The sequence below is a fragment of the Burkholderia sp. AU31652 genome (genome assembly GCF_002223155.1).
In the GTDB taxonomy this organism is placed as follows: Bacteria; Pseudomonadota; Gammaproteobacteria; order Burkholderiales; family Burkholderiaceae; genus Burkholderia.
The window spans coordinates 672,253-694,450 of the sequence record NZ_NKFG01000005.1; the positions used below are offsets into that span (position 1 = coordinate 672,253).

Sequence of the window (22,198 nt, forward strand, 5' to 3'; positions counted from 1 at the left end):
GGGGCGGGCGTGCCGCCGTTTCCAGACAAGCGGCCCGCCCGCCCCGCATTGTTCACACCGTGACGACGATCTTCCCGACCTGCGCACCGGCCTCCATGTACCGATGCGCTTCCACGATGTCGTCGAACGCGAACGTGCGATCGATCAGCGGCTTCAGCGCGCCGCCCGCCATCCGTCAATCGACCGGATGCAGATCCTGCAGCAGCGTCGGCACGAGCTCCGACACGGTCGGGTGGATATGCATCGCACGGCTGATCGTCGTGTACGGCGCGCCGGCGGCCATCACGTCGAGCATCCCGTGCACGACTTCGTCGCCCGTCACGCCGAGGATCGATGCACCGAGGATCGCGTGGCTGTCCGCGTCGACGATCACCTTCATGAAGCCCAGGCTCTCGCCTTTTTCCACCGCGCGGCCGACGCGCGTCATCGGGCGCGTGCCGACGAGCAGCCGGCGGCCGGTCTGCTTCGCTTGCGCGAGCGTCATGCCGATGCGGCCGAGCGGCGGATCGACGTACAGCGCGTACGCCGCGATGCGATCGGACACCTTGCGCGGATCGTTGTCGAGCAGGTTGGCCGCGACGATCTCGTAGTCGTTGTACGCGGTGTGCGTGAACGCGCCGCGCCCGTTGCAGTCGCCGAGCGCCCAGATGCCGGGCACGTTCGTGCGCAATTGTTCGTCGACCTCGATGTAGCCGCGCGCGTCGGTCGAGACGCCCGCGCGTTCGAGCCCGAGATCGTCGGTGTTCGGCACGCGTCCGACCGCGAGCAGCAGGTGCGAGCCCGCGACCTCGCGGCCGCCGCCCGCGCAGTCGAGGCCGACCGCGATGCCGCTGCCGTCGCGCCGCGCGCTCAGGCAGGTCGCGTCGAGCTGCACGTCGATCCCTTCGTTTTCGAGAATCTCGCGCACTGCCTGCGACACGTCTTCGTCCTCGCGCCGGATCAGGCGCGAACCCTGCTCGACGATCGTGACCTTCGAGCCGAAGCGGCGATACATCTGGCCGAACTCGAGCCCGATGTAGCTGCCGCCGACGATCACGAGATGCTCGGGCAGGAAGTCGACGTCCATCATCGTCGAGTTGGTCAGGTAGGGCACCGTGTCGAGGCCCGGCATGGCCGGCACCTGCGCGCGCCCGCCGACGTTGATGAAGATGCGTTCCGCTTCGAGCACGTCGTCGCCCACGCGCACCGTGTTGGCCTGCTCGAAGCGGGCGTGACCCTGAAACACGGTCGTGTTCGCGAGGCCGCGCACCCATTGCTCGACGCCGTGGTTCGAGCGGCCGGAGATCTGGTCCTTGCGCGCCTTCACGGCTTTCATGTCGACGGTGACGGGGCCGCCGACCGACACGCCGTATTCGCTGGCGCGGCGCGCGAGCTGCGCGGCGTAGGCGCTTGCGATCAGCGTCTTGGTCGGGATGCAGCCGGTGTTCACGCAGGTGCCGCCGAAGCGGCCGCGCTCGATGATCGCGACCTTCATCCCGGCGGCGGACAGCCGCGCGGCGAGTGGCGGCCCGGCTTGACCGGTGCCGATGACGATCGCGTCGAAGTGTTGCGTCATGTCGTCCTCCAGTGCGGGTGCAGCGAGGGAACGCGTGCGGGCGAGCCGCGTGCGAGGCCGGCGCACGGTCGCGCGACGGCAAGCGTTCATGGTAGTCCTGTTGGCGAGCGCTCGCGAGCGCGGGTGAGGCGGGACGTGACGGTATCCGGCCGTACCCGCGCCGGCCGGCGTGCGATGCAACCGGTCGCGGCGCGTGGCACCGGCCGCGTCAGTCCTTGCGTTTCCATTGACCGAACGACACCGGTCGATGCGCATCGGCGCGCGTGACGGTGACGTGGTCGGGCTGGTCGTCGAGCGGAAATGATTGGGTGATGATCTGGTTCGAGAACAGCCACCCGTGCGTGCGCGGGTCGTAGCGGAACGTCACGTAGTCGCTCCAGTGCTGCCCGCACGCGACGAAGTTCTGCACGGTGAAATAGTGGCCCTTGATCGCGAAGCCATTGTCGGCGGCATCGTCAGGATCGAACGGGTCGCACTGGCCGCCTTCGTTCGCGCGCAGCACGACCTGGTCGTTGCGCGCGACGAGCCGGAACGCGTGATCCGGCTGTTCCTCGAAGATCAGCAGCGGACGCGGCGACGGCTGCTCGCGCGTATCGACCGCCCGATGCACGACGACGAGCAAGCTGTGCCGCCCGTTGTCGAGATCCGGCCCGGCATGCGCGAGCAGCGGCTGGTAGCCGGGCGGCAACTGCGCCGCGACCGATTTCGGCAGGTCGCCGGCGCGGACATTGAACGAAAGCGCGGCGAGCAGCGGGAGGAGCACGAACGGCAAGCGGGAAACGCGCATCACGGGGTATCCGGTCGAAAGGAGAAAAGAGGTGCCGATGGCGTGGATGTTACAAATCCCGCCCGAGAAACTCGGTGCCCGGCACCGGGTTGAACGCGACGGGCGGCGCGGGCGTGAAGCCGAGCGACGCATACAGTTTCCTGGCAGCGACGAATTCGGGCAGCACGTCGAGGCACATGCGCGCATAGCCGGCCGCCTTCGCGTCGTGCAGCAGCCGTTCGACGAGCCGGCGGCCGACGTTCAGCCCGCGCGCGTCGGGGCGTACATAGACGCGCTTCATCTCGCACGTCGTCGCGTCGATCTCGCGAAACGCCGCGCAGCCCACCGCGCGCTCGCCTTGCCACGCGAGCAGCAGCTGCCCGCGCGGCGCCGCGTACTTGCCGGGCAGTGCGGCGATTTCGGGCTCGTAGTCCTGGAATTCGAGGCTGACGGTCGGGCTCGCGATGTACTCGCGGAAGATCGCCTCGACGGCACGGGCGTCATCGGGATAGCGGGCGGCGCGAATCTCGATCATGGGGGCGGCGCGAATCACGGGAAAGAGGGCCAGCATAGCAGCGCAAAGCCGCTTTCGGCCATGCGCGAAGCGTGCCAGAATCAGCGGCTCGACCCTCGGACACGACACGCAGGCGCTGGCGATCCGGCGTCGCTCACCAAGGAGACTTCGATGACTGCATCGGCTGCCGTACTCGCCATCCTGGCCGCGCTGTTTCTCGGCGCGATGATTCCGGGCCCGAGCTTCGTGCTCGTTGCCCGCAATTCGATCGGGCTGTCGCGCCGCGACGGGCTCGCGACCGCGCTCGGCATGGGCATCGGCGGCATCGTGTTCGGTGGCGTCGCGCTGGCCGGGCTCTATACGCTGCTGCAGGCCGTCGAATGGCTGTACGTGGGCCTCAAGGTGGCGGGCGGCGCGTACCTGATCTACATGGCGTCGAAGATCTGGCGCGGCGCCGACCGGCCGATCGCGATGGACGATCCGCAGGCGATGGCCGGCGGCAGCGCGCGCAAGTCGTTCTGGACGGGCCTCACGACCCAGCTCAGCAACCCGAAGACGGCGATCTGGTACGGCAGCATCTTCGCGGCGCTGCTCCCGCAGCATCCGCCGCTGTGGTGCTATCTGGCGCTGCCGCCGCTCGTGTTCGGCGTCGAGTTCGGCTGGTACACGATCGTCGCGCTGTGCTTCTCCACGCGCCGGCCGCGCGAGCTCTACCTGCGCGCGAAGAAGTGGGTCGACCGCATCGCCGCCGGCGCGATCACGCTGCTCGGGCTGCGACTGATCCTGAATGCGCCGAAAGCGGGCATCTGACCGCATCTAACCGCTTCCATTCCCGATCTGCATCGCACGGCGGCCGGCCATTCCCGTGGCCGGCTGCCGGCGCGCGCCGCGCGAACGCGCATCGACGTCAGCATCACGCTTCGCTGAACCGCGCCAGCAGCGCCGCGAACCGCGTGTCGTCCGGAAATGCCTTCACTTCATACCGCACCGGGCGATGCCCGGTGGCCGTCATCAGGTCGCCGCATGTGCGCAGCAGCTCTGCCAGCGGCACGTAGGCGGACTGCCCCGTCGAGCCGCGATGGAGCGCGACGATATCCGTCTCCGGCAGCAGGGAAGGCACGCCGTCGCTCCATACGCTGACGCTGAACAGGCTGCCGTCCTGGCGTTTGTACACCGAGTAGGTCGCCACGAAGAGGTCGGTGCCGTCGCGCTCGTGCACGTCGTTGAGCAGCATCCGCTGATCCTGGTAGTCGCCCGCGAGCTCGCCGATGCGCAGCGCATGCAGCTTCGCTTCGAGCCCTGCCGGCACGAAGCGCCGCCAGGCGGCGCCGTCCCAGCGCAGCATCAGCGGCGGCAGCGGGCGCGGCTGCGCCTGCGCCTGTTCGGCGAGGTCGACCATGGCGGCGAGCCCGGCCGGGTTGCGGTCGCCGGTGAGCAGCAGCACCGCGCGGTTCGGCGCCATCACGACCGGCGCGCCGGCGATCGGCTGCCGGTGGAGCAGGTCGGTCAGCAGCAGCCGCGCCGCGTCGTACGAGTCGTCGAATTGCGACAGGAATACCCCGTTCGGCAGCGCGGCCCACGGCGTCGACGATGCCGCCCGCAGGTTGTCGATCGCGATGTCGCAGGCTTCGTCGAACGAGACGCCCCATCGATCGAGCGTCGCGGTCGGCAGGCGCGCGATGTCGAGCTCGCCGTCGTATGCGATGCCGATCTCGATGTTCTCGCACAGCGGCCGGAACGCCAGCTCCGTGATGCCGAACTGCCCGGCCGTTTGCAGCGCCGTCACGCAGCGCTCGGTCGCGCTGCGGATCACGGGGCGCAGCTTCGCGCGCGCGGCGGCGAAATCCGTCGGGATCTCGTGCTGCATCATCGCGTTCGCCTGACGCTTCAGCACGGTGTCCCGCTCGGACGGCTTCGCGGCCGCGTAGTCGTGGAACAGGTTGTGCAGGTTGATGATGTTCGACGGCACATCCGACTGGACGAGGCAGCCCTTCTCGTCCTCGTGGCGCCAGGTGCGTGTGTCGCCCGATGCGCGCAGCGTGGCGATCAGGCGTTCGGCGAAGGCCTGCGGGGTCGGCGGTTTGCCGAAACGGTCGCGCAGGCGCGAGACGAGATTGGCAAGCATCGTGTGCGGTCGGGCCGGGCCCGTCTGTTGTCATCGTGGGTCGGTGGCGCCTGCTCTCACGGGTGCCGCCCGCGGCCGGCACGCGTGGCTCGGCGGGTGCTTTGATGGTAGTGCAACGTGGCCGGTATCGTCGGACGATATTTGCGATGGGCGATGGGCGATGGGCGATGGGCGATGGGCGACGGGCGACGGGCGACGGGCGACGGGCGAGGGCGAGGGCAAGGGCAAGGGCAAGGGCAAGGGCAAGGGCAAGGGCAAGGGCAAGGGCAAGGGCAAGGGCAAGGGCAAGGGCGCGGTGGAACCGTCGCCGCAGCCGCCCCCGGTCGCCCGCCGAGCCTTGCGCGGCGGGCGTTCGCGTGTGTCGCCCGCCGCGCCGATCGGCGCCGCTTCCCCGATTCTGGCGGCCGACCGCCCGGCGACGTGTAAACTGCTGCCTTTTTTGACGGTTTGCAGCATGGTGCAAGCACCTCCGCGCCCGGCGCTGAGCGGCCCGGCGCTCGTCCGGCTGCTCGCGCGCCTGGCCGATGCCGACGTCGCGGAATCCCGGCAGACGCTGTCCGACCGGCTGAGCCAGTGGCTCGGCTGGACCGACGCGATCACGCTGTCGTCCGCACTGAACGCGAGCCCGCCCGGCGTCGCGGCCGGCGTGCGCGGCTACGACGCGGAGCGCGACTGCGCGCGCGTGCGCCACGAGCTCGCGCAGGCGATCACGGCCACCAACCGGCCGCGTGCGCGGCGCCGGCCCGGCGATCCGCCGCCGCCGGCCGCCGACACGGCCGATTTCGCGGACTTCCGTCAGCGTTATCTGACCCTGCAGCAGGACATGGAAACGGCGATCGGTCAGTTGCGCGGCCGCCTGCGGGTCGCGGTCGCCGCGCGCTCGTCCGGGATGGCGCGGCTCGCGACGCTCGACGCGATCATGGAGCGCGTGCTCGGCGCGCGCGAGCGCAGCCTGCTGTCGGCCATCCCCGCGCTGCTCGGCACCCGTTTCGGGCGGCTGCGCGACGCGGAGCGGCAGGCGCTGGCCGACGCCGAATCCGCGGCCGCGGCCGCAGCCGCAGCTGATCCGGCCGACGACGCCGCGGTGGTAGCCGACGCCACGGCCGTCGCGGCAATCGTGCCCGGCGCATGGCTCGATACGTTTCGCGACGAGATGCAAAGCATCCTGCTTGCCGAACTCGAAGTCCGGTTTCAAACGGTAGACGGGCTGCTCGCGGCCCTTCGCACCAGCTAATCAACACGCTATGTCCAGAATTCGCCTTGATCTCGTTGTCTTCGTCGCCGGTCTGCTCGCTGTGGGCTGGATCGGCGTCGGCTATGTCGCGTCGAACCCGCTGGCCGCGGCCGTCACGCTGCTGATCGCCGCGTGCTACGTCGCCGGCGCATGGGAACTGCTGCGCTACCGGCAGGCCACCGCCACGCTGTCGCGCGCGGTCGCCGGCCTGACCGAGCCGCCAGCGAAGCTCGACACGTGGCTCGACACGCTGCACCCGGGCCTGCGCGGCGCCGTGCGCGCGCGGGTCGAAGGCGCGCGCGCCGCGCTGCCGGGTCCGTCGCTCACGCCCTACTTGGTCGGCCTGCTCGTGCTGCTCGGCATGCTCGGCACGCTGCTCGGGATGGTCGTCACGCTGAAGGGCACCGGCGCCGCGCTCGAAAGCGCGACCGATCTCGACGCGATCCGCGCGTCGCTGATCGCGCCGGTGAAGGGCCTCGGGTTCGCATTCGGCACGTCGATCGCCGGCGTCGCGACCTCCGCGATGCTCGGGCTGCTGTCCGCACTGGTGCGCCGCGAGCGGATCGACGCGGCCCAGCAGCTCGACGCGAAGATCGCGACGACGCTGCGCGTGCATTCGTCCGCGCACCAGCGCGACGAATCGTTCCGGCTGCTGCAGCGCCAGGCCGACGTGATGCCGGCGCTGGTCGACCGGCTGCAGACGATGATGACGACGCTCGAGGCGCGCAGCGTCGCGCTGCACGATCGCCAGATCGAAAGCCAGCAGGCGTTTTTCGACCGCACCGAGCGCGCGTATGCGGGCCTCGCGTCGAATGTCGGCGACGCGCTGAAGGAAAGCGCCGCCGAAAGCGCGCGCGTGGCCGGTGCCGCGCTGCAGCCGGTCGTCGCCGCGACGATGACCGGGCTCGCGCAGGAGATGGCCGCGCTGCGCGATACCGTGACGGGCGCCGTGCAGCGTCAGCTCGACGGGCTGACGGACGGCTTCGAGAAGACCACCGGCAACGTGACGGCCGTCTGGAACCGCGCGCTCGACGAACAGCGCCGCGCGGGCGATGCCGTCGCGCAGCAGCTGCAGACGACGCTCGGCCAGTTCACCGACACGTTCTCGCAGCGTTCGACGGCGCTGCTCGACGGCGTGGCGACGCGCCTCGAATCGACGGAAAACCGCCTGTCGGAAGCATGGCGCGATGCGCTGTCGCGCCAGGAGCAGGTCGGCGAGACGCTGGCCGGCCAGCATGCGCGCGCGCTGGGCGAGGCCGCCGCGACGTTCGAACGCCATTCGGGCGCGACGCTTGCCGCGATGCGCGAGTCGCACGCGGGGCTGCAGACGCAACTGGCCGCACGCGACGAGGAACGTCTCGCCGCGTGGAACGACTCGCTGGCCGCGATGGCCGCGAAGCTCGGCGACGAATGGCAGCGCGCCGGCGCGCACAGCGCAGGCCGCCAGCAGGAAATCTGTGACGCACTGGCGCAAACGACGCGCGATCTCGCGACACAGGCTTCGACGTTCGAGCAACGTTCGAGCGAGTTGCTGTCGACGATCCGCGATTCGCATACAGGCCTGCAGACGCAACTGGCCGCACGCGATGAAGAACGTCTGTCCGCATGGAACGATTCGCTGGCCGCGATGGCCGCGAAGCTTGGCGACGAATGGCAGCGCGCCGGCGTGCATAGTGCGGGCCGTCAGCAGGAAATCTGCGACGCACTGGCGCAAACGACGCGCGATCTCACCACGCAGGCTTCGACGTTCGAACAACGCTCGAACGCGTTGCTGTCGACGATCCGCGATTCGCACACGGGCCTGCAGACGCAGCTGGCTGCACGCGACGAGGAACGCCTCGCTGCATGGAACGACTCGCTGGCCGCGATGGCCGCGAAACTGGGTGACGAATGGCAGCGCGCAGGCGTGCACAGCGCAGGCCGCCAGCAGGAAATCTGCGACGCACTGGCGCAAACGACGCGCGATCTGACCGCACAGGCTTCGACGTTCGAACAACGCTCGAACGAGCTGCTGTCGACGATCCGCGATTCGCATACGGGCCTGCAGACGCAGCTCGCGGCACGCGACGAGGAACGCCTCGCCGCGTGGAACGACTCGCTGGCCGCGATGGCTGCGAAGCTCAGCGACGAATGGCAGCGCGCAGGCGTGCACAGCGCGGGCCGTCAGCAGGAAATCTGCGACGCACTGGCGCAAACGACGCGCGATCTAACCGCACAGGCCTCGACGTTCGAACAGCGCTCGAACGAGTTGCTGTCGACGATCCGCGATTCGCATGCCGGCCTGCAGACACAACTGGCCGCACGCGACGAACAGCGCCTCGCGGCATGGAACGACTCGCTCGTCGCGATGGCCGCCGCGCTGCGCGACGAATGGGCGCAGACGAGCGCACAGGCCGCGACGCGCCAGCAGGACATCTGCGACACACTGGCCCGCACCGCGAACGACATCACCGCGCAGGCACAGGTGCATGCGAGCGACACGATCAACGAGATCGCGCGTCTCGTGCAGGCTGCATCGGAGGCGCCGAAGGCCGCGGCCGACGTCGTCGCCGAGCTGCGCCAGCGCCTGTCCGACAGCCTCGTGCACGACACCGCGATGCTCGAGGAACGCAGCCGCCTGCTCGCGACACTCGAAACGCTGCTCGGCGCGGTCAACCACGCGTCGACCGAACAGCGCACCGCGATCGACGCGCTCGTCAGCACGTCGGCCGACCTGCTCGACCGCGTCGGTGCGCGCTTCAACGACACCGTCGATGCCGAGACGCGCAAGCTAGACTCGGTGGCCGCACAGGTCACGGCGGGCGCCGTCGAGGTCGCGAGCCTCGGCGACGCGTTCGGGATGGCCGTGCAGGTATTCGGCGAGTCGAACGACAAGCTGCTGACCCATCTGCAGCGCATCGAGGCCGCGCTCGAGAAGTCGCTCGCGCGCAGCGACGAGCAGCTCGAGTACTACGTCGCACAGGCGCGCGAGGTGATCGACCTGAGCATGATGTCGCAGAAGCAGATCGTCGAAGACCTGCAGCAGCTCGCCGGCCGGCGGGCGAGCGTCGGAGCGTAACGCATGCACGACGAAATCGACGGCGGCGCGTCCTCCGCGCCGGTGTGGCCCGCGTTCGCCGACCTGATGTCGGTGCTGCTCGGCGCGTTCGTGCTGATCCTCGTCGGCGTGATCGGCATGCAGCTTCAGCTCACGTCGAAGCTCGAGGAAGCCGTGCGTGCGCGCCAGCAGGAAGCGCAGCAGCGCAAGTCGCTCGAGCAGGCGCTTGCCGGGCCGCTCGCGGCCGGCCGCGTGACGCTCGTGAACGGCCGTATCGGCATCAGCGGCAACGTGCTGTTCGCATTGAATTCCGACCAGTTGCAGCCCGCGGGCCGCGACCTGCTGAAGACGCTGGCCGCGCCGCTGGGCGCCTACCTGAAGACGCGCGACGAGATCCTGATGATCAGCGGCTTCGCCGACGACCAGCAGGTGCATGCCGGCAACCGCCTGTTCGCGGACAACTGGGAACTGTCGGCCAAGCGCGCGTTGACGGTCACGCGTGCGCTGATCGACGCCGGCGTGCCGGCGTCGTCGGTGTTCGCGGCCGCGTTCGGCTCCGAGCAGCCGGTCAGCTCGAATGCGGACGATGAAGGCCGCGCGAAGAACCGCCGCGTGGAGATCGCGCCGGTGCCGCGCAAGTCGGCATCGAACGGAGGGAAGACGAAGTGACCGGCGAAGCGACGCACGTTCGCGCGACGCTCGACGCATGGCGCGAGCAGGGCGCCGACCGGCTCGATCCGGTGCGCTTTCACCGGATCGACGCGCTCGAACGGCGCGCGGCCGCGCTCGAAGGCGATGCGCGCGCGTTGCTCGATGCGCGGCTGGCGACGTTGCTCGAAGGCTTCGCGGAGGTCGTTGCGCGCGCCGATGAAACGGCAACCGCAACCGCAAGCGGCGCGGCAGGTACGCCCGCGCGCGGCGCGCTGGCGGAACTCGTCGAGCGGCTCGCGCGCGATGCGCCGGCCGACCGGCGCGGGCTCGATCCCGAGCTGGTCGACTACTTCCGCACGATGTGGTCGAAGGTCCGCACGGAACAGCAGTACCGCCAGTCGCTCGACCAGGTGCCGCGCAACGCCGGGCCGCTCAATTCGAACAGCCTCGTGCATCGGTCGCTCGCGACGATGCGCGAGTTGTCGCCGGCTTATCTGCAGCAGTTCCTGTCGTATGTCGACGCGCTCGCGTGGCTCGAGGATCTCGCCGGCGGCGGCGCGCAGCCCGAGAAGGAAGCGCCGCGCGCGAAGGCGACCAAGCCGGCGAAGAAGGTGACGCGCGCGAAGGCGCGGTAACGAACGCGGGTTGCTACCGGCCCGGCTCGGCCTCCTGGATGGCCGCGCGCAGTGCGTGCAACGCATCGGCGAGCGCCGACGCGAACGGCGGATGCGCGGCGATCCCCGCCGCATCGAGTTGGCTCCCGAGGATCGGCAGCGTGATCGACGCGCGCTCGACGATGTTCGCCGACATCACCGACAGCGTCTCCCGCAGCGCCGCGTCCGCATGCGTCGCACGCGGCGACGCATTCAGCACCGCGACCGGCTTGTACACGACGGCCTCGCATCCCACGATCCAGTCCAGCGCATTCTTCATCACGCCCGTTACGCCGTGCGCGTATTCCGGGCTGGCGATCAGCAGGCCGTCGGCGGCATTCACACGGTCGATCAGGTCGCGCACCGCGGCGGGTGACGGATATTCGGTATCGGGATTGAACAGCGGGAATTCGCCGAGACGATCGAAGCGCACGATGCGCATGCCGCGCGGCGCGACGCGCGCGGCCGCGTCGAGCAGCGCGGCGTTGTACGACTGCGCGCGCAGGCTGCCGCACAGCGCGACGATGTCGATGTGGCGGTCGGCGTGGGGGCGGGGATCGGGGGTCATCGATGTGCGTGTCGGTTGGCGCGTCGCGTAGCGGTGAGCGTCGCGCGGGTCGCACGGATTATCGCACCGGCGTTCGGGCGACACCGGCCATCCCCGCCGCGCGCGCGAATTCCCCGATCTCCCATCCATGACCGAGCATCAGCCGCCGCGTATGCAGCGCGCCATGCACGTCCTCGGCGACGGTTTCACCGAGATAACGCAGCGCACGCCCGTCGATATCGACGAAGCCGTGCCGGTAATCCTGCGCGAGTGCCGTCCACAATTGCGCGGCGCCGACCGACTGGCGCGCGCCGCTGATCAGGCACAGGCCCGCGTCGAGTCCCCAGCGATACAGCGTCGTCGCGAGCCCCTTGCGCTGCGCGGACCCGCGCAGCCGCGTATGCGGCGCGCGCAGGTAGCGGTCGGCGCGACGCGGGATTTCGGGCAGGCGGTTGAACACCGTATAGCCGGCGAGCTGGCGCGCGGCCGGATCTTCGACATACAGGAAGTACTCGCCGTCCGCCTCGCGGTGGCGGACGATCAGGCCGGAGCGGCCGAGCGCGACCGCCGGCAGGCCGTGCAGGCGATGGCCGGGCTGGTGGAGACGCGCGTAGAGCGTGTCGAGTTCATCGTCGATGTCGTGCTGGGAATGCTGTACGTCGATACGCATGGCAAAGGTCGCCCGTCCCGGGCGGTCCGAGAAAGTGGTTCATCGCAAAGGGGAAAGGAATGGCTGCGGCCCCCGGGCTCGGCGAAGCGAGCCGGGGCCGCGAATCAGCTGGGGATGTGCTGGAAACCGGCAGCGATCGCGGCGAGGCCCGCGATGCAGAGTGCGAACAGGATCAGGACTTTGTGGATCACGTCTCTCTCCTCAAGAATGCGCGGCGCCGGAGGGCGGCATCGCGGAGACGGTGAGCGGCGGGCACGGCCCACGCGGCCGTCGTGCGGGACGACGGTCGAAGATCCGGGCGACAAGCGGGCAGGACGGGCGCCGTATCGCACGCGGACGGGCAGCACCATACGCGACGTGATCCGGGTGGGCAATCGGACTGGGGGTGAAAAGCGACGAAAGGCGGAGAATCGCGTCGTTTCGCGACAATTGGCCGCATGAGGGTGTGCTACGACCTGCGGCAGCCGGCCCGCCCTTTGCCACCGCGTCAAGCCGGCGCGCGCTGCCCGAATGCCTGCCTGATCCGCGCGAACAGCCCGTGCTGCTCGATCCATTCGGCATACGCACGATAGTCGGGGTCGCGCATCAGGTGGCGCTCTTCCGTCTTTGCCCGCGTGTAGTAGATCAGGTTGACCGCGACGAGCCCCGCGCAGTGCATGAGCCCGACCTGCCAGCCGAGCGGCTCGACGAACGGTACCGACACCATCCAGTACGACAGGTTCTTCGTGATGTACGCCGGATGCTTCGTGAAGCGGTACGGGCCCGACGTGATGATCCCGCGGTTCGTCAAGTTCGAGAACCGCAGCCCGAACGAGATCGTGCACAGCGCGTAGGTCAACAGCAGCAGGATGATCGCCGCGCCCCAGATCACGCGCAGCGTCGGGGCCGACATCAGCCAGTTGTCCCAGAACATCGAGCCTTCGTAGCGGATGTAGTTGTTCGAGAACAGCGACCAGAACGGCTGGTAGCACATCAGCGCGGCCACCCAGCCGAGCGTCGTCGGCTCGACGGTGCGCACGTGGCTGTCGAGGATGCGGAACGTGCACAGATAGCCGACGGTGCCGAACATCAGGTCCATCGTGAACGACAGGTCGTACATGAACACGAAGGTCGCGATCGTCATCGGCGCGTGCATCGCGTTCGCGAGCGACGCGGTCAGGTGATCGGCGTCCTTCGACAGGTAGACGGTCATCAGCGGCAGGAAGAACGCCTTCACGCCCCAGCCGGCCAGCATCTCGCGCACCGGCTTCCAGCTCGCGGGCTGCTCGCGGCGGAACAGGAAGCGGCCCCACAGCAGGTACGCGTCGTCGGTCTCGCGCTGGTGGCGGTCCATCCACGCGAAGTAGAACGGCGCGGCGACGATCACGTACGGCGCGAGCGAGCGCAGCAGCGACCAGAACGGCAGGTAGAACCGGCCGTGGTATTCGGGCAGCAGCCAGTAGATCACGCCGATGCCGGCATAGATCGACGTCAGCGCGCCGAGCCGCGTCGCGACGCGCGCGATGCCGAGCGGCCGGACGGCCTGCCGCGACAGGCCCGCGCTCGGGCGCAGGTAGACGCGCGAGATGAAGATTTCGTGCAGCGCGATCGTGCCGATGATCGCGAGGCTGGCGATGACCGCGCGCGTGGCTGCGTCGAGGGCCGGCTGGTCGCGCGTGATCCACAGCGCGAAGAGGCCGGCGGCGATGCCGAGCAGGCCGGCGCGCAGCGGCGTGGCGGAACGGGGTGGGCGGTCCTGGACCGCGGCGATGCCGTCAAGCGTGGAATTCATGATCGGATCCTCGTACGGATGAGGGCCGGCGCCCCCGCTTGGCGGGTGACGCCGGCCGTCGGCCGGGCTTTGTATGGATGCGCGCCCGGCCATTGGCCTGTGGTTCTGATAGGTAAAGCGTTACTTCTTGTTGCCGCCGCCCAGCAGACCGCCCAGGAGGTTCGTCACCGGCGACAGCAGGTTGCCGGCGCCGCCCGCGGCACCCCCAGTCGAGCCGCCGGTCAGGCCGCCCACCACGGAGCCGCCACCCGCCGGCGTCGTGACCGAGCCGGCCGCACCGCCGGGGCTGGCTGTGCCGGTGGCGCCCGCGGCGCCTGCCGGCGTCGTCAGCGCACCCGTCACCGTGCCGACCGGGCCGCTCGACAGCAGGCCGCCGAGCGTGCCCGTCACGTTGCCGCCCGGCGTCGTGACCGTGCCGGTGAGGCTGGCGCCGAGCGGCGTCAGCGAGTTGACGAGGTTGGTGACCGGCGCGAGCAGGCCGCCGATCCCCGCGCCACCGGTGCCGCTGGTGCCGCCCGTGCCACTCGTTCCGCCGGTACCGCTCGTGCCGCCCGAACCGAGGCCGCCGAGCGCACCCGTCAGCGAGCCGAGCAGGCCCGTGACCGGTCCGAGCGGGCCGCCGCCGCTGGTGCCGCTGGTGCCGCCCGAACCGCTCGAGCTGCCGCCGCCCAGACCGCCCGTCAGCGTGCCGAGCAGGCCCGTGATCGGGGCGAGCGGGTTGCTGCCGCCGGTGCCGCTGCTGGAGCTGCCCGCGTTGTTGTCGTGGACGAGGCCGCCGGTGGACGTCACCGTGTTGCCGAGCTGCGCCACGACACCGCCGAGCGCGCCGCCCACCGGGTTGTCGGTTGCGCCGCCCACCTTCGTGCCGGCGCCGGCGAGGCCGTTGCCGAGCGCGCTCAGCAGGCCGTTGAGCGGCGTGCCAAGCAGCGTGACGCCGCCGAGCGTCTGCGTGGCGCCCGGCGTCGTGACCCCGCCGGTCAGCGTGTTCGTGATCGGGTTGATCACCTTGCCGACCTGCGTCTCGAGCTGCTGGACCGGCGAGCTGTTCAGCGCCGTGTTGAGGCCCGATGCGGTCGAGTTGACGGCGCCGCCGACGGTGTTGACGAGATCGCCGACGAGCGTCGTGACCGGCGACAGCGGCGACAGCGGGCCGGAGCCGAGGCTCTTCACCGCGTTGCCGAGGTTGTTGACCGCGCCGCCGGTGCCGGTCAGCAGGCCGGTGGTCGACGTCAGCGTCGGTCCGAGCGGGTTGGCCGACACGCCGATCGAGCCGAGGCCGGCCGCGACGCCGTTGCCGAGCGCCTGCACGCCGTTGCCGAGGCTCGTGACCGCGTTGCCGACGCTGGTGGCCGTCGTCGGGTTCGTGCCGGGGATCTGCACGCCGCCGATCTGCGCGCCGCCGGTTGCGACCGTCGTGCCGAGTGCCGTCACGAGGTTGCCGGATTTCTGGAGGACATTGCCGAGGGGGGTGACGCCGGTGCCGGAGGTGCCCGACGTACCGGAAGTGCCCGACGTGCCCGACGTGCCCGACGTACCGGAGGTGCCCGACGTGCCCGACGTGCCCGACGTGCCGGAGGTGCCCGAAGTACCGGAGGTGCCCGACGTGCCGGAGGTGCCGGACGTACCGGAGGTGCCGGACGTACCGGAGGTGCCCGAAGTACCGGAAGTGCCCGAAGTACCGGAAGTGCCCGACGTGCCGGAGGTGCCCGACGTACCAGAGGTGCCCGACGTACCCGACGTACCAGAAGTGCCCGACGTGCCGGAGGTGCCCGACGTACCAGAGGTGCCGGACGTACCCGACGTACCAGAAGTGCCCGACGTGCCGGAGGTGCCCGACGTGCCGGAAGTACCCGACGTACCGGAAGTGCCCGACGTACCGGAAGTGCCCGACGTACCGGAAGTGCCCGACGTGCCGGAAGTACCCGACGTGCCGGAGGTACCCGACGTACCGGAGGTACCCGACGTACCGGAAGTACCCGACGTGCCGGAAGTACCCGACGTGCCGGAGGTACCCGACGTACCGGAAGTACCCGACGTGCCGGAAGTGCCGGAAGTGCCCGACGTGCCGGAAGTACCCGATGTGCCGGAAGTGCCCGACGTGCCGGAAGTGCCAGACGTACCAGAAGTGCCCGACGTACCGGAGGTGCCCGACGTACCGGAAGTGCCCGAGGTGCCGGAAGTACCCGACGTACCGGAAGTCCCCGAAGTACCTGAACTACCCGACGTCCCGCCACCCGAAGTACCCGACGTCCCACCACCCGACGTCCCCGAAGTCCCCGAGCTGCCGCCGGTCCCTGACGTGCTCGGCTTGATCGTCGGCGGGGTCGTCGGTCCATCGACCGAGCCGCAACCGTAGAGTGCGAGCAGCGACGAGACGGCCATCGTTACCGTCGTCTTCTTGAAGAGTTTGTGCATGTTGGCCTCGACATTGGAAGTGTGTCCAAGCCTCCTCTGCAAATTCCGCGCCACGGCAGTATTCCCGAAACGGTGTCGCGCTTTATTGCAGGATTCGGGAATATACGTGCGATTTAAACGGCGTTCCGGCGGTTTCGCGCGACGGGCACGCAGGGTGCACCGGCGCGGCGGTTGCGATGTTCCCGAAAGCCGCCGTAACGCGCGGCGCGATGTTACGTAGCGTTCGACATCGCGTGACGCGGGCGGCCTCGAACCGAGGGCCGCATCTTTGACGAAACGCGCCGGCCCGATGAACATGGCGCGACATCCCCGGCTGTCGGCGACGCCGCAACGACCACGACTCCACACAGGACACGGACATGAGCGAACAGGACAGGGAATCCGGCAAGGCGCGACGCATCGACGTGATGGGCGAGGCGTTCGTCGAGCGTGCGATGCGCGACCTCGACGGTTTTTCGCGGCCGCTGCAGAACTGGCTGAACGAGCACGCGTGGGGCAGCACGTGGCAGCGGGGCGGGATCGACCTGAAGACGCGCAGCCTGTGCACATGCGCGATGCTGGCGGCGCTTGGCCGCAGCACGGAACTGAAGGGTCACATTCGCGGCGCGCTCAACAACGGCGCGAGCCTCGTCGAGATTCGCGAGGTGTTGCTGCACAGCGCGCTGTACGCGGGCGCGCCGGCCGCGGTCGAGGCATTCCGCAGCGCGCGGGAGGTGATATCGGATCTCGGGCTGTCGGTGCCCGACGACGAAACCTGATGCCGCGCCGGCGCCGGCGGCACGGCACGGAATCAGGCGCTGTTACGCGGTCCCGGCTTACGCGATGCGTGCCGACGGTGCGGCCACCTCGGCCGGCGCGGCGGCGACTTCGAGCAGCCAGTCGGCGGTGGCTTCCGGAATCGTGACCGGCAGCATGTGCCCGCCCTCGACGACTTTCAGCCGCACGCGCGCCGATTTCTTCGCGAGCGCTTCGCCGTGCTCGCGCCAGTTCAGGATCGGATCGGCACGGCCGTACAGCACGTCGACCGGCAGCGCGAGATCCGGGTAGCGGCGTTCCATCGCGGGCAGGTCGACCGGCGCCGACAGCAGGTCGGTCGCCGTCGCGTAAAACACGTGCGGGCGCATCCCGAGCAGCCCGCCACCCTTGACCGGGAAGTCGCGCGGCACGTCTTCCGGCGCGAACACCTGGCGCACGGCCTGGCGGCCGGTCAGGATCGTCAGCGGAATCGCGAAGGTCCACGACACGAAGCGGCGCACCAGCGGCGACGGCAGCATCAGCGGCTTGAACGGCGCCGGCGGCTCGCTCTGCTCGTGCGACAGCGGCGCGATCAGCGCGAGGCGGCTCACGCGGTCCGCATGATTGAGCCCGACCGCGAGCGCGATCGCGCCGCCGAGCGAGTGGCCGACCAGCACCGGCTTGTCGAGCTTCAGCGCGTCGATGAACGCGGCGACCGTGCGGGCCTGCGCGAACACGTTCGCCTGCGAACCTGCGCCGCGGAGCGAGCGGCCGGCGCCCGGCCGGTCGATCAGGATCACGCGATGCTGCTGCGCGAGCCGCGCGAGCGGCAGGTACGCGAAATTGCGCAGCTGCCCCGCGAGCCCGTGGACGAACACGATCGGCGGGCCGTTGCCGTATTCGACGTAATGGATGCGGTCGCCGCCGATGTCGACGAAGCGGCCTTCGGGCGGAAACGCGCGCGTCACGCGGCGGGCCACGTAACCGGTAAACAGCGCGAGCGCGGCAAGCACCGCGACGACGCCGAGCAGCACGTTCTGGATCAGATGGAGCGTAGGGGTCATGTCGGCCTCAGCGGGTTTCGAGTGCGGGTTCGGCCACCGGCGCCGTGGCGGCCGGGCCGGCTTTTGCGCGGCGCTCGAACTGCATCGCCGAATCGGCGAGTCCGCTGAACTTCAGCGATGCGAGATCGAGCACGTAGTTCTGGTGGAATTTCCACGGCTTGCTGTGTCCCTGCTTCGGCAGGATGCCGGCCGCGCGCTGGATGTAGCCCGAGCTCAGGTTGACGGCCGGCACGTTGCCGGGATCGCCGGCGCCGAGCCGCGGCACGCACGTGTCGTAGCCGTTCGCGCGCATGTGGTTGAGCAGCCGGCACACGTAGCGCGCGATCAGCTCGGCCTTCAGCGTCCACGACGCATTCGTGTAGCCGAACGACGACGCGAGGTTCGGCACGTCGCTGTACATCATCCCCTTGTACGACACGGTATCCGGCAGGTTGACCGTGCGGCCGTCGACGGTGACGCGCGCGCCGCCGAGCATCTTCACCTTCAGCCCGGTCGCGGTGACGATCACGTCCGCGTCGAGCTGCTGGCCGCTCTTCAGCTTGAGGCCGGTCGGCGTGAAGCGCTCGATCTCGTCGGTGACGATCGACGCGCGGCCCGCGCGGATCGCCTTGAACAGGTCGCCGTTCGGCACCAGGCACACGCGCTGGTCCCACGGCATGTAGCGCGGCGTCAGGTGCTTCGCGACGTCGAAGCCGGGGCCGACCTGCTTGCTGGCCGCGCGGATGATGAACTGCTTCGTCCGGTCGGGCTTGCGGCGCGACACGTTGTACAGGTACATCGTCAGCAGCACGTTCTTCACGCGCACGAGCCGGTGCGCGAGCCGCGACGGCAGCACGCGGCGCAGCGCGTTCGCGATCTTGTCGCGCGCGGGCAGCGACACGATGTAGGTCGGCGAGCGCTGCAGCATTGTCACGTGCTGCGCATCGGCCGCCATCGACGGCACGAGCGTGACGGCCGTCGCGCCGCTGCCGATCACGACCACGCGCCGGTTCGCGTACGACAGGTCCTTCGGCCAGTGCTGCGGATGCACGAGCTTGCCTTCGAACGTGTCCATCCCGGCCCAGTCGGGCAGGTAGCCGGCGTCGTAGTCGTAATAGCCGCTGCACATGAACAGGAAGCGGCAGGTGTAGACGAGCGTGTCGGTCGCACCGTCCCGCGTGCGCTCGATGCGCACCGTCCAGCGCGCGCGGTTCGAGTCCCAGTCGGCTGCAATCACCTTCTGGCCGTAGCGGATCGTCTTGTCGATGCCGTATGCGTGCGCGGTGTCGCGGATGTAGTCGAGGATCGTCTGGCCGTCCGAGATCGCCTTGTCGCTGTGCCACGGCCGGAAGCTGTAGCCGAGCGTGAACATGTCGGAATCCGAACGGACGCCTGGATAGCGGAACAGGTCCCAGGTGCCGCCGATCGCGTCGCGCGCCTCGACGATCGCGACGCTCGCATACGGGCAGCGCTGCTTCAGGTGATAGGCCGCGCCGATGCCGGACAGGCCGGCGCCGACGATCAGCACGTCGAGGTCGCTACTGTCGCCGCGGGCGTCGGGGGCGGGCGGCGCGTCGCGCCGGTCGGTCGTCGTCGAGGTCATGCAGGGTCCTTGGTCGGCGTGGTCGGGCGCGCGGCCGGGGCGTGCGCGCGTTCGAGGTTGCGGGCGCGGGCGCGGCGCACGTGGCGCAGCATCAGCCACTGGTAGCCGGCGCCGAGCACGCGGGCGATCCGGTCGAGCCGGCGCGCGTCGGCGCCGACGAGCACGCGGCGCGCATTGCGCTCGACCCCCGCGAGGATCTGCCGCGCGGCGTCGTCGGCCGTCGTCGCGTTGATCAGGCGGTTGGCCTGGCGGCGATGGGTCGCTTCGTCCTGGCCCGTGAGCGCATGGATGCTGGTATCGACGCGGCTTGCGTCGACGATGTTCGTCGCGACGCCGCCCGGATGCACGCAGGTCGCGCTCACCGGTGCGCCGTCGAGTTCGAGCTCCATCCGCAGCGCCTCGGTGAAGCCGCGCACCGCGAACTTGGTCGCGTTGTACGCGCTTTGGGTGGGCATCGCGACGAGGCCGAACAGGCTCGACGTGTTGACGACGTGCCCGTCGCCCGACGCGCGCAGATGCGGCAGGAACGCCTGCGTGCCGTGCACGACGCCCCAGAAGTTGATGCCGACGATCCATTCGAGATCGGCGATGCGCGCGGTCTCGGCGCTGGCGGCCAGCGACACGCCCGCGTTGTTGAAGACCAGGTTGACCTTGCCGTGCTCGGCGCGCACGAAATCGGCCCACGCGAACACCGCGTCGCGGTCGGCGACGTCGAGCCGCCGCGTGCTCACGCGCACGCCGTGCTGCGCGCAGGCGGCCGCCGTGCCGGCGAGCCCGACGTCGTTGACGTCGGCGAGTGCGACCTCGCAGCCGCGCCGCGCGAGCTCGACCGCGAGGCTGCGGCCCATGCCCGAACCGGCGCCCGTGATCGCGGCGACCTTGCCGGAAAACCCCTTCATCCGTCGTTCCTCCCGTTCCGCTTGCGCTGTACCGGCGGCGCATCTATTGTGGTGTTGTTCGTCACCACTTTAGTTTTCGGGTGTCCTGATGTCAAATAGCGGAATGGAGAAAGCACTCGAAACGGAAAAAACGGAAAAAAGGGGCCGGTCGTATGGCGGCGTGGCGCCCGAGGTGCGGGCCGCGGAGCGGCGCGACGCGCTGATCCGCGCGGCGACGCGCGTGTTCGGCACGGTCGGGTTCCGCAAGGCGACCGTGCGGTCGATCTGCCAGGAAGCGAAGCTGAACGATCGTTATTTTTATGCGGCGTTCGACAGCACCGACGATTTGCTGCGCTGCACCTACCTGCATCATGCGCAGCAGCTGCATGAGGCGGTTGGGCGGGCGGTGGCCGAGCGCGGCGGCGATCTGCACGAGAGCGTCGACGCGGGGCTCGCCGCATTCTTCGCGTTCCTGCGCGACCCGTGCGCGGCGCGCGTGCTGCTGCTCGAGGTGATGGGCGTGAGCGCGGACACCGACATGACCTACCAGCGCATGCTGATCGACTTCGGCAAGCTCATCATGGCGATCGGCGCGCCGCGCGAAGCGGCAACACCGGCGGAGCGCACCGAGCAGCGGCTGATCGGGCTCGCGCTCGTCGGCGCGATGACGAACGTCGGCGCGGCGTGGCTGCTCACCGACTATCGCGATCCGGAGGCGCAGATGGTCGCGAGTTGCAGGAAGGTGCTGCTGGGGACGCTGCGGGAGGTGGGGTAGCGGTAATGCGTGATTTGACGGTTCGCCATCAATCACGCGTTGATATGGGCGGCCAACCAGATCTTGGCCGGTTGCAAACAATGAGAGGTATGTCGTGGATATCGAATCGTCGGGAGCGTCTCAAGCAACGCTGGTGTTGCTGACGCTGTTGTCTCTAGGTGAGCGCGAAATCGAACAGGGCCATTTTCGTCCTGTCGAGTCCGTGTTTGCGGATATCGAGTGCTGCGACGAATGAGTCCCGAACGTAACGTCTTCCGGTTCGACTGACACGCTAACGCGTGCGGGGTCGCTTCGCGGCTACGCCCCCCACCGTCTCCCCGATCCTCGCCTTCATCGCGTCGACAAACGCCCGCACTTTCGGCGAAGGCAGCCGCGTCGACGGATACACCGCGTGAATCCCGGCCGGCGCCGAGCGCCACGCAGGCAGCAGCCGCACGAGCCGGCCCGCCGCGACGTCGTCGGCGGTCGAGAAATCCGTCAGCAGCCCGAAGCCGCCGCCCGCGAGCACGATCGCGCGGCACGCGGTGGCGGTGTTCGACACGACCTGCGCGACGCAGCGCACGGAAGCGGTGTTGCCGTTCGCGTCTTCCAGTTTGACCGTATGCGCGTGCGGCAGCGACGACAGCATCACGAACGGCAGCGCGGCGAGCGCATCCGGCTCTTGCGGCCGCCCATGGCGCGCAACGAACGCGGGGCTCGCGACCAGCCATTTCTCGTACGTGCCGAGCTGCACCGCCCGATAGTTCGAATCGGCGAGACGGCCGATGCGGATCGCGACGTCGAGGTTGTCCGCGACGAGATCGACCACGCGGTCGTTCGCGACGAGTTCGACGTCGAGCCCCGGATGCCGGTCGCGCAACGCGACGACGGCAGGCGCGACGACCAGCGCACCGTAGTCGATCGGCACGCTCACGCGCAGCGTGCCGCGCAGCGGCCCCGCGTCGGACGACACCGCATCGAGCGCGCTTTCGGCGGCGCGCACGATGTCGCGGCACGCGTCGTAGAACGCCCGCCCCGCGTCGGTCACGCTCAGCCGCCGGGTGGTGCGCACGAGCAGGTTCGCGCCGACCTCGGATTCGAGGCGCTGCATGTGCGTGCTGACGACCGTCTTCGCCAGGCCGAGCCGCTCGGCGGCGGCTGTCAGCGAGCCGGCGTCGACCACCGCGACGAAGATCGCCAGCCGGTTCAGGTTCACGTCGCGTAGATCGGCCATCGTCGATTGTCCT

Annotated in this window: 20 protein-coding genes and 1 pseudogene; 8 read left to right on the forward strand and 13 right to left on the reverse strand. The window is 69.6% G+C overall.

The window, feature by feature from the left end:
• Positions 1-52 precede the first annotated feature (52 nt).
• The 4 genes and pseudogenes from CFB40_RS20590 to CFB40_RS20605 form a co-directional block, all read right to left on the reverse strand.
• Positions 53-172: pseudogene (locus tag CFB40_RS20590) on the reverse strand (zinc-binding dehydrogenase); the annotation flags it as partial.
• Positions 173-175: 3 nt separating this feature from the next.
• Complete coding sequence (locus tag CFB40_RS20595) at positions 176-1,555, reverse strand: FAD-containing oxidoreductase (RefSeq protein WP_089432228.1); 1,380 nt, start codon at positions 1,553-1,555, stop codon at positions 176-178.
• A 208-nt stretch (positions 1,556-1,763) separates the two neighbouring features.
• Positions 1,764-2,342 (reverse strand): hypothetical protein, encoded by a 579-nt coding sequence (locus CFB40_RS20600; RefSeq protein ID WP_089432229.1) that lies wholly within the window; start codon positions 2,340-2,342, stop codon positions 1,764-1,766.
• A gap of 49 nt (positions 2,343-2,391) precedes the next feature.
• Positions 2,392-2,856, reverse strand: a complete 465-nt coding sequence (locus tag CFB40_RS20605) for a GNAT family N-acetyltransferase (RefSeq protein WP_089432230.1) — start codon at positions 2,854-2,856, stop codon at positions 2,392-2,394.
• Between the two features lie 150 nt (positions 2,857-3,006).
• On the opposite strand from CFB40_RS20605, the gene CFB40_RS20610 reads away from it, so the two are divergent.
• Entirely contained in the window at positions 3,007-3,645 is a 639-nt protein-coding gene (locus CFB40_RS20610) for a LysE family translocator (RefSeq protein WP_069252865.1), read from the forward strand.
• 103 nt (positions 3,646-3,748) lie between these two features.
• Here CFB40_RS20610 and CFB40_RS20615 read toward each other — a convergent pair whose 3' ends face one another.
• On the reverse strand, positions 3,749-4,960 hold the full coding sequence (locus tag CFB40_RS20615; RefSeq protein WP_089432231.1) for a hypothetical protein: 1,212 nt from the start codon (positions 4,958-4,960) through the stop codon (positions 3,749-3,751).
• Between the two features lie 454 nt (positions 4,961-5,414).
• On the opposite strand from CFB40_RS20615, the gene CFB40_RS20625 reads away from it, so the two are divergent.
• Genes CFB40_RS20625 through CFB40_RS20640 form a run of 4 tightly spaced genes read left to right on the forward strand, consistent with a single transcriptional unit; the run spans position 5,415 to position 10,517 of the window.
• Complete coding sequence (locus CFB40_RS20625; protein WP_089428194.1) at positions 5,415-6,194, forward strand: DUF3348 domain-containing protein; 780 nt, start codon at positions 5,415-5,417, stop codon at positions 6,192-6,194.
• A 10-nt stretch (positions 6,195-6,204) separates the two neighbouring features.
• Positions 6,205-9,252 (forward strand): DUF802 domain-containing protein, encoded by a 3,048-nt coding sequence (locus tag CFB40_RS20630; protein ID WP_089432233.1) that lies wholly within the window; start codon positions 6,205-6,207, stop codon positions 9,250-9,252.
• 3 nt (positions 9,253-9,255) lie between these two features.
• Positions 9,256-9,900, forward strand: coding sequence for an OmpA family protein (locus tag CFB40_RS20635; protein ID WP_089432234.1), 645 nt, complete (start codon positions 9,256-9,258; stop codon positions 9,898-9,900).
• Complete coding sequence (locus CFB40_RS20640) at positions 9,897-10,517, forward strand: DUF2894 domain-containing protein (protein ID WP_089432235.1); 621 nt, start codon at positions 9,897-9,899, stop codon at positions 10,515-10,517. Before CFB40_RS20635 ends, CFB40_RS20640 begins: the two co-directional genes overlap by 4 nt.
• 13 nt (positions 10,518-10,530) lie before the next feature.
• Here CFB40_RS20640 and CFB40_RS20645 read toward each other — a convergent pair whose 3' ends face one another.
• The 4 genes from CFB40_RS20645 to CFB40_RS39500 all read right to left on the reverse strand — a co-directional run bounded on the left by CFB40_RS20645 (position 10,531) and on the right by CFB40_RS39500 (position 15,938).
• A complete protein-coding gene (locus tag CFB40_RS20645; protein ID WP_089433261.1) occupies positions 10,531-11,103 on the reverse strand; it encodes an NADPH-dependent FMN reductase in 573 nt (190 codons plus the stop codon).
• Between the two features lie 58 nt (positions 11,104-11,161).
• The gene (locus tag CFB40_RS20650; protein ID WP_089432236.1) at positions 11,162-11,752 is read right to left on the reverse strand and encodes a histone acetyltransferase; all 591 of its coding nucleotides are present in this window, start codon (positions 11,750-11,752) and stop codon (positions 11,162-11,164) included.
• A gap of 487 nt (positions 11,753-12,239) precedes the next feature.
• Positions 12,240-13,523 carry an isoprenylcysteine carboxylmethyltransferase family protein gene (locus CFB40_RS20655; RefSeq protein ID WP_089432237.1) on the reverse strand — a complete coding sequence of 428 codons (1,284 nt, stop codon included), beginning with the start codon at positions 13,521-13,523 and terminating at the stop codon, positions 12,240-12,242.
• Positions 13,524-13,643: 120 nt separating this feature from the next.
• The gene (locus CFB40_RS39500; RefSeq protein ID WP_089432238.1) at positions 13,644-15,938 is read right to left on the reverse strand and encodes a collagen-like triple helix repeat-containing protein; all 2,295 of its coding nucleotides are present in this window, start codon (positions 15,936-15,938) and stop codon (positions 13,644-13,646) included.
• Between the two features lie 359 nt (positions 15,939-16,297).
• Here CFB40_RS39500 and CFB40_RS20665 point away from each other — a divergent pair, with 359 nt between their 5' ends.
• Positions 16,298-16,696 carry a carboxymuconolactone decarboxylase family protein gene (locus tag CFB40_RS20665; protein ID WP_089432239.1) on the forward strand — a complete coding sequence of 133 codons (399 nt, stop codon included), beginning with the start codon at positions 16,298-16,300 and terminating at the stop codon, positions 16,694-16,696.
• Between the two features lie 57 nt (positions 16,697-16,753).
• Here the strand turns inward: CFB40_RS20665 and CFB40_RS20670 are convergent, their stop codons facing one another.
• From CFB40_RS20670 to CFB40_RS20680, 3 genes are read right to left on the reverse strand one after another with little or no spacing between them, the layout of a single operon-like run.
• Positions 16,754-17,737, reverse strand: a complete 984-nt coding sequence (locus CFB40_RS20670) for an alpha/beta fold hydrolase (protein ID WP_089432240.1) — start codon at positions 17,735-17,737, stop codon at positions 16,754-16,756.
• Positions 17,738-17,744: 7 nt separating this feature from the next.
• Positions 17,745-19,319, reverse strand: coding sequence for a flavin-containing monooxygenase (locus CFB40_RS20675; RefSeq protein WP_089432241.1), 1,575 nt, complete (start codon positions 19,317-19,319; stop codon positions 17,745-17,747).
• Positions 19,316-20,218, reverse strand: coding sequence for an SDR family NAD(P)-dependent oxidoreductase (locus tag CFB40_RS20680; RefSeq protein ID WP_089432242.1), 903 nt, complete (start codon positions 20,216-20,218; stop codon positions 19,316-19,318). Before CFB40_RS20680 ends, CFB40_RS20675 begins: the two co-directional genes overlap by 4 nt.
• Positions 20,219-20,321: 103 nt before the next feature.
• On the opposite strand from CFB40_RS20680, the gene CFB40_RS20685 reads away from it, so the two are divergent.
• Positions 20,322-20,972, forward strand: a complete 651-nt coding sequence (locus tag CFB40_RS20685; RefSeq protein ID WP_256976871.1) for a TetR/AcrR family transcriptional regulator — start codon at positions 20,322-20,324, stop codon at positions 20,970-20,972.
• Between the two features lie 94 nt (positions 20,973-21,066).
• Positions 21,067-21,207, forward strand: coding sequence for a hypothetical protein (locus CFB40_RS38740; protein ID WP_174385943.1), 141 nt, complete (start codon positions 21,067-21,069; stop codon positions 21,205-21,207).
• Positions 21,208-21,243: 36 nt separating this feature from the next.
• Here CFB40_RS38740 and CFB40_RS20690 read toward each other — a convergent pair whose 3' ends face one another.
• Positions 21,244-22,185, reverse strand: a complete 942-nt coding sequence (locus tag CFB40_RS20690; RefSeq protein ID WP_089432243.1) for a LysR family transcriptional regulator — start codon at positions 22,183-22,185, stop codon at positions 21,244-21,246.
• Between the last annotated feature and the right edge of the window lie 13 nt (positions 22,186-22,198).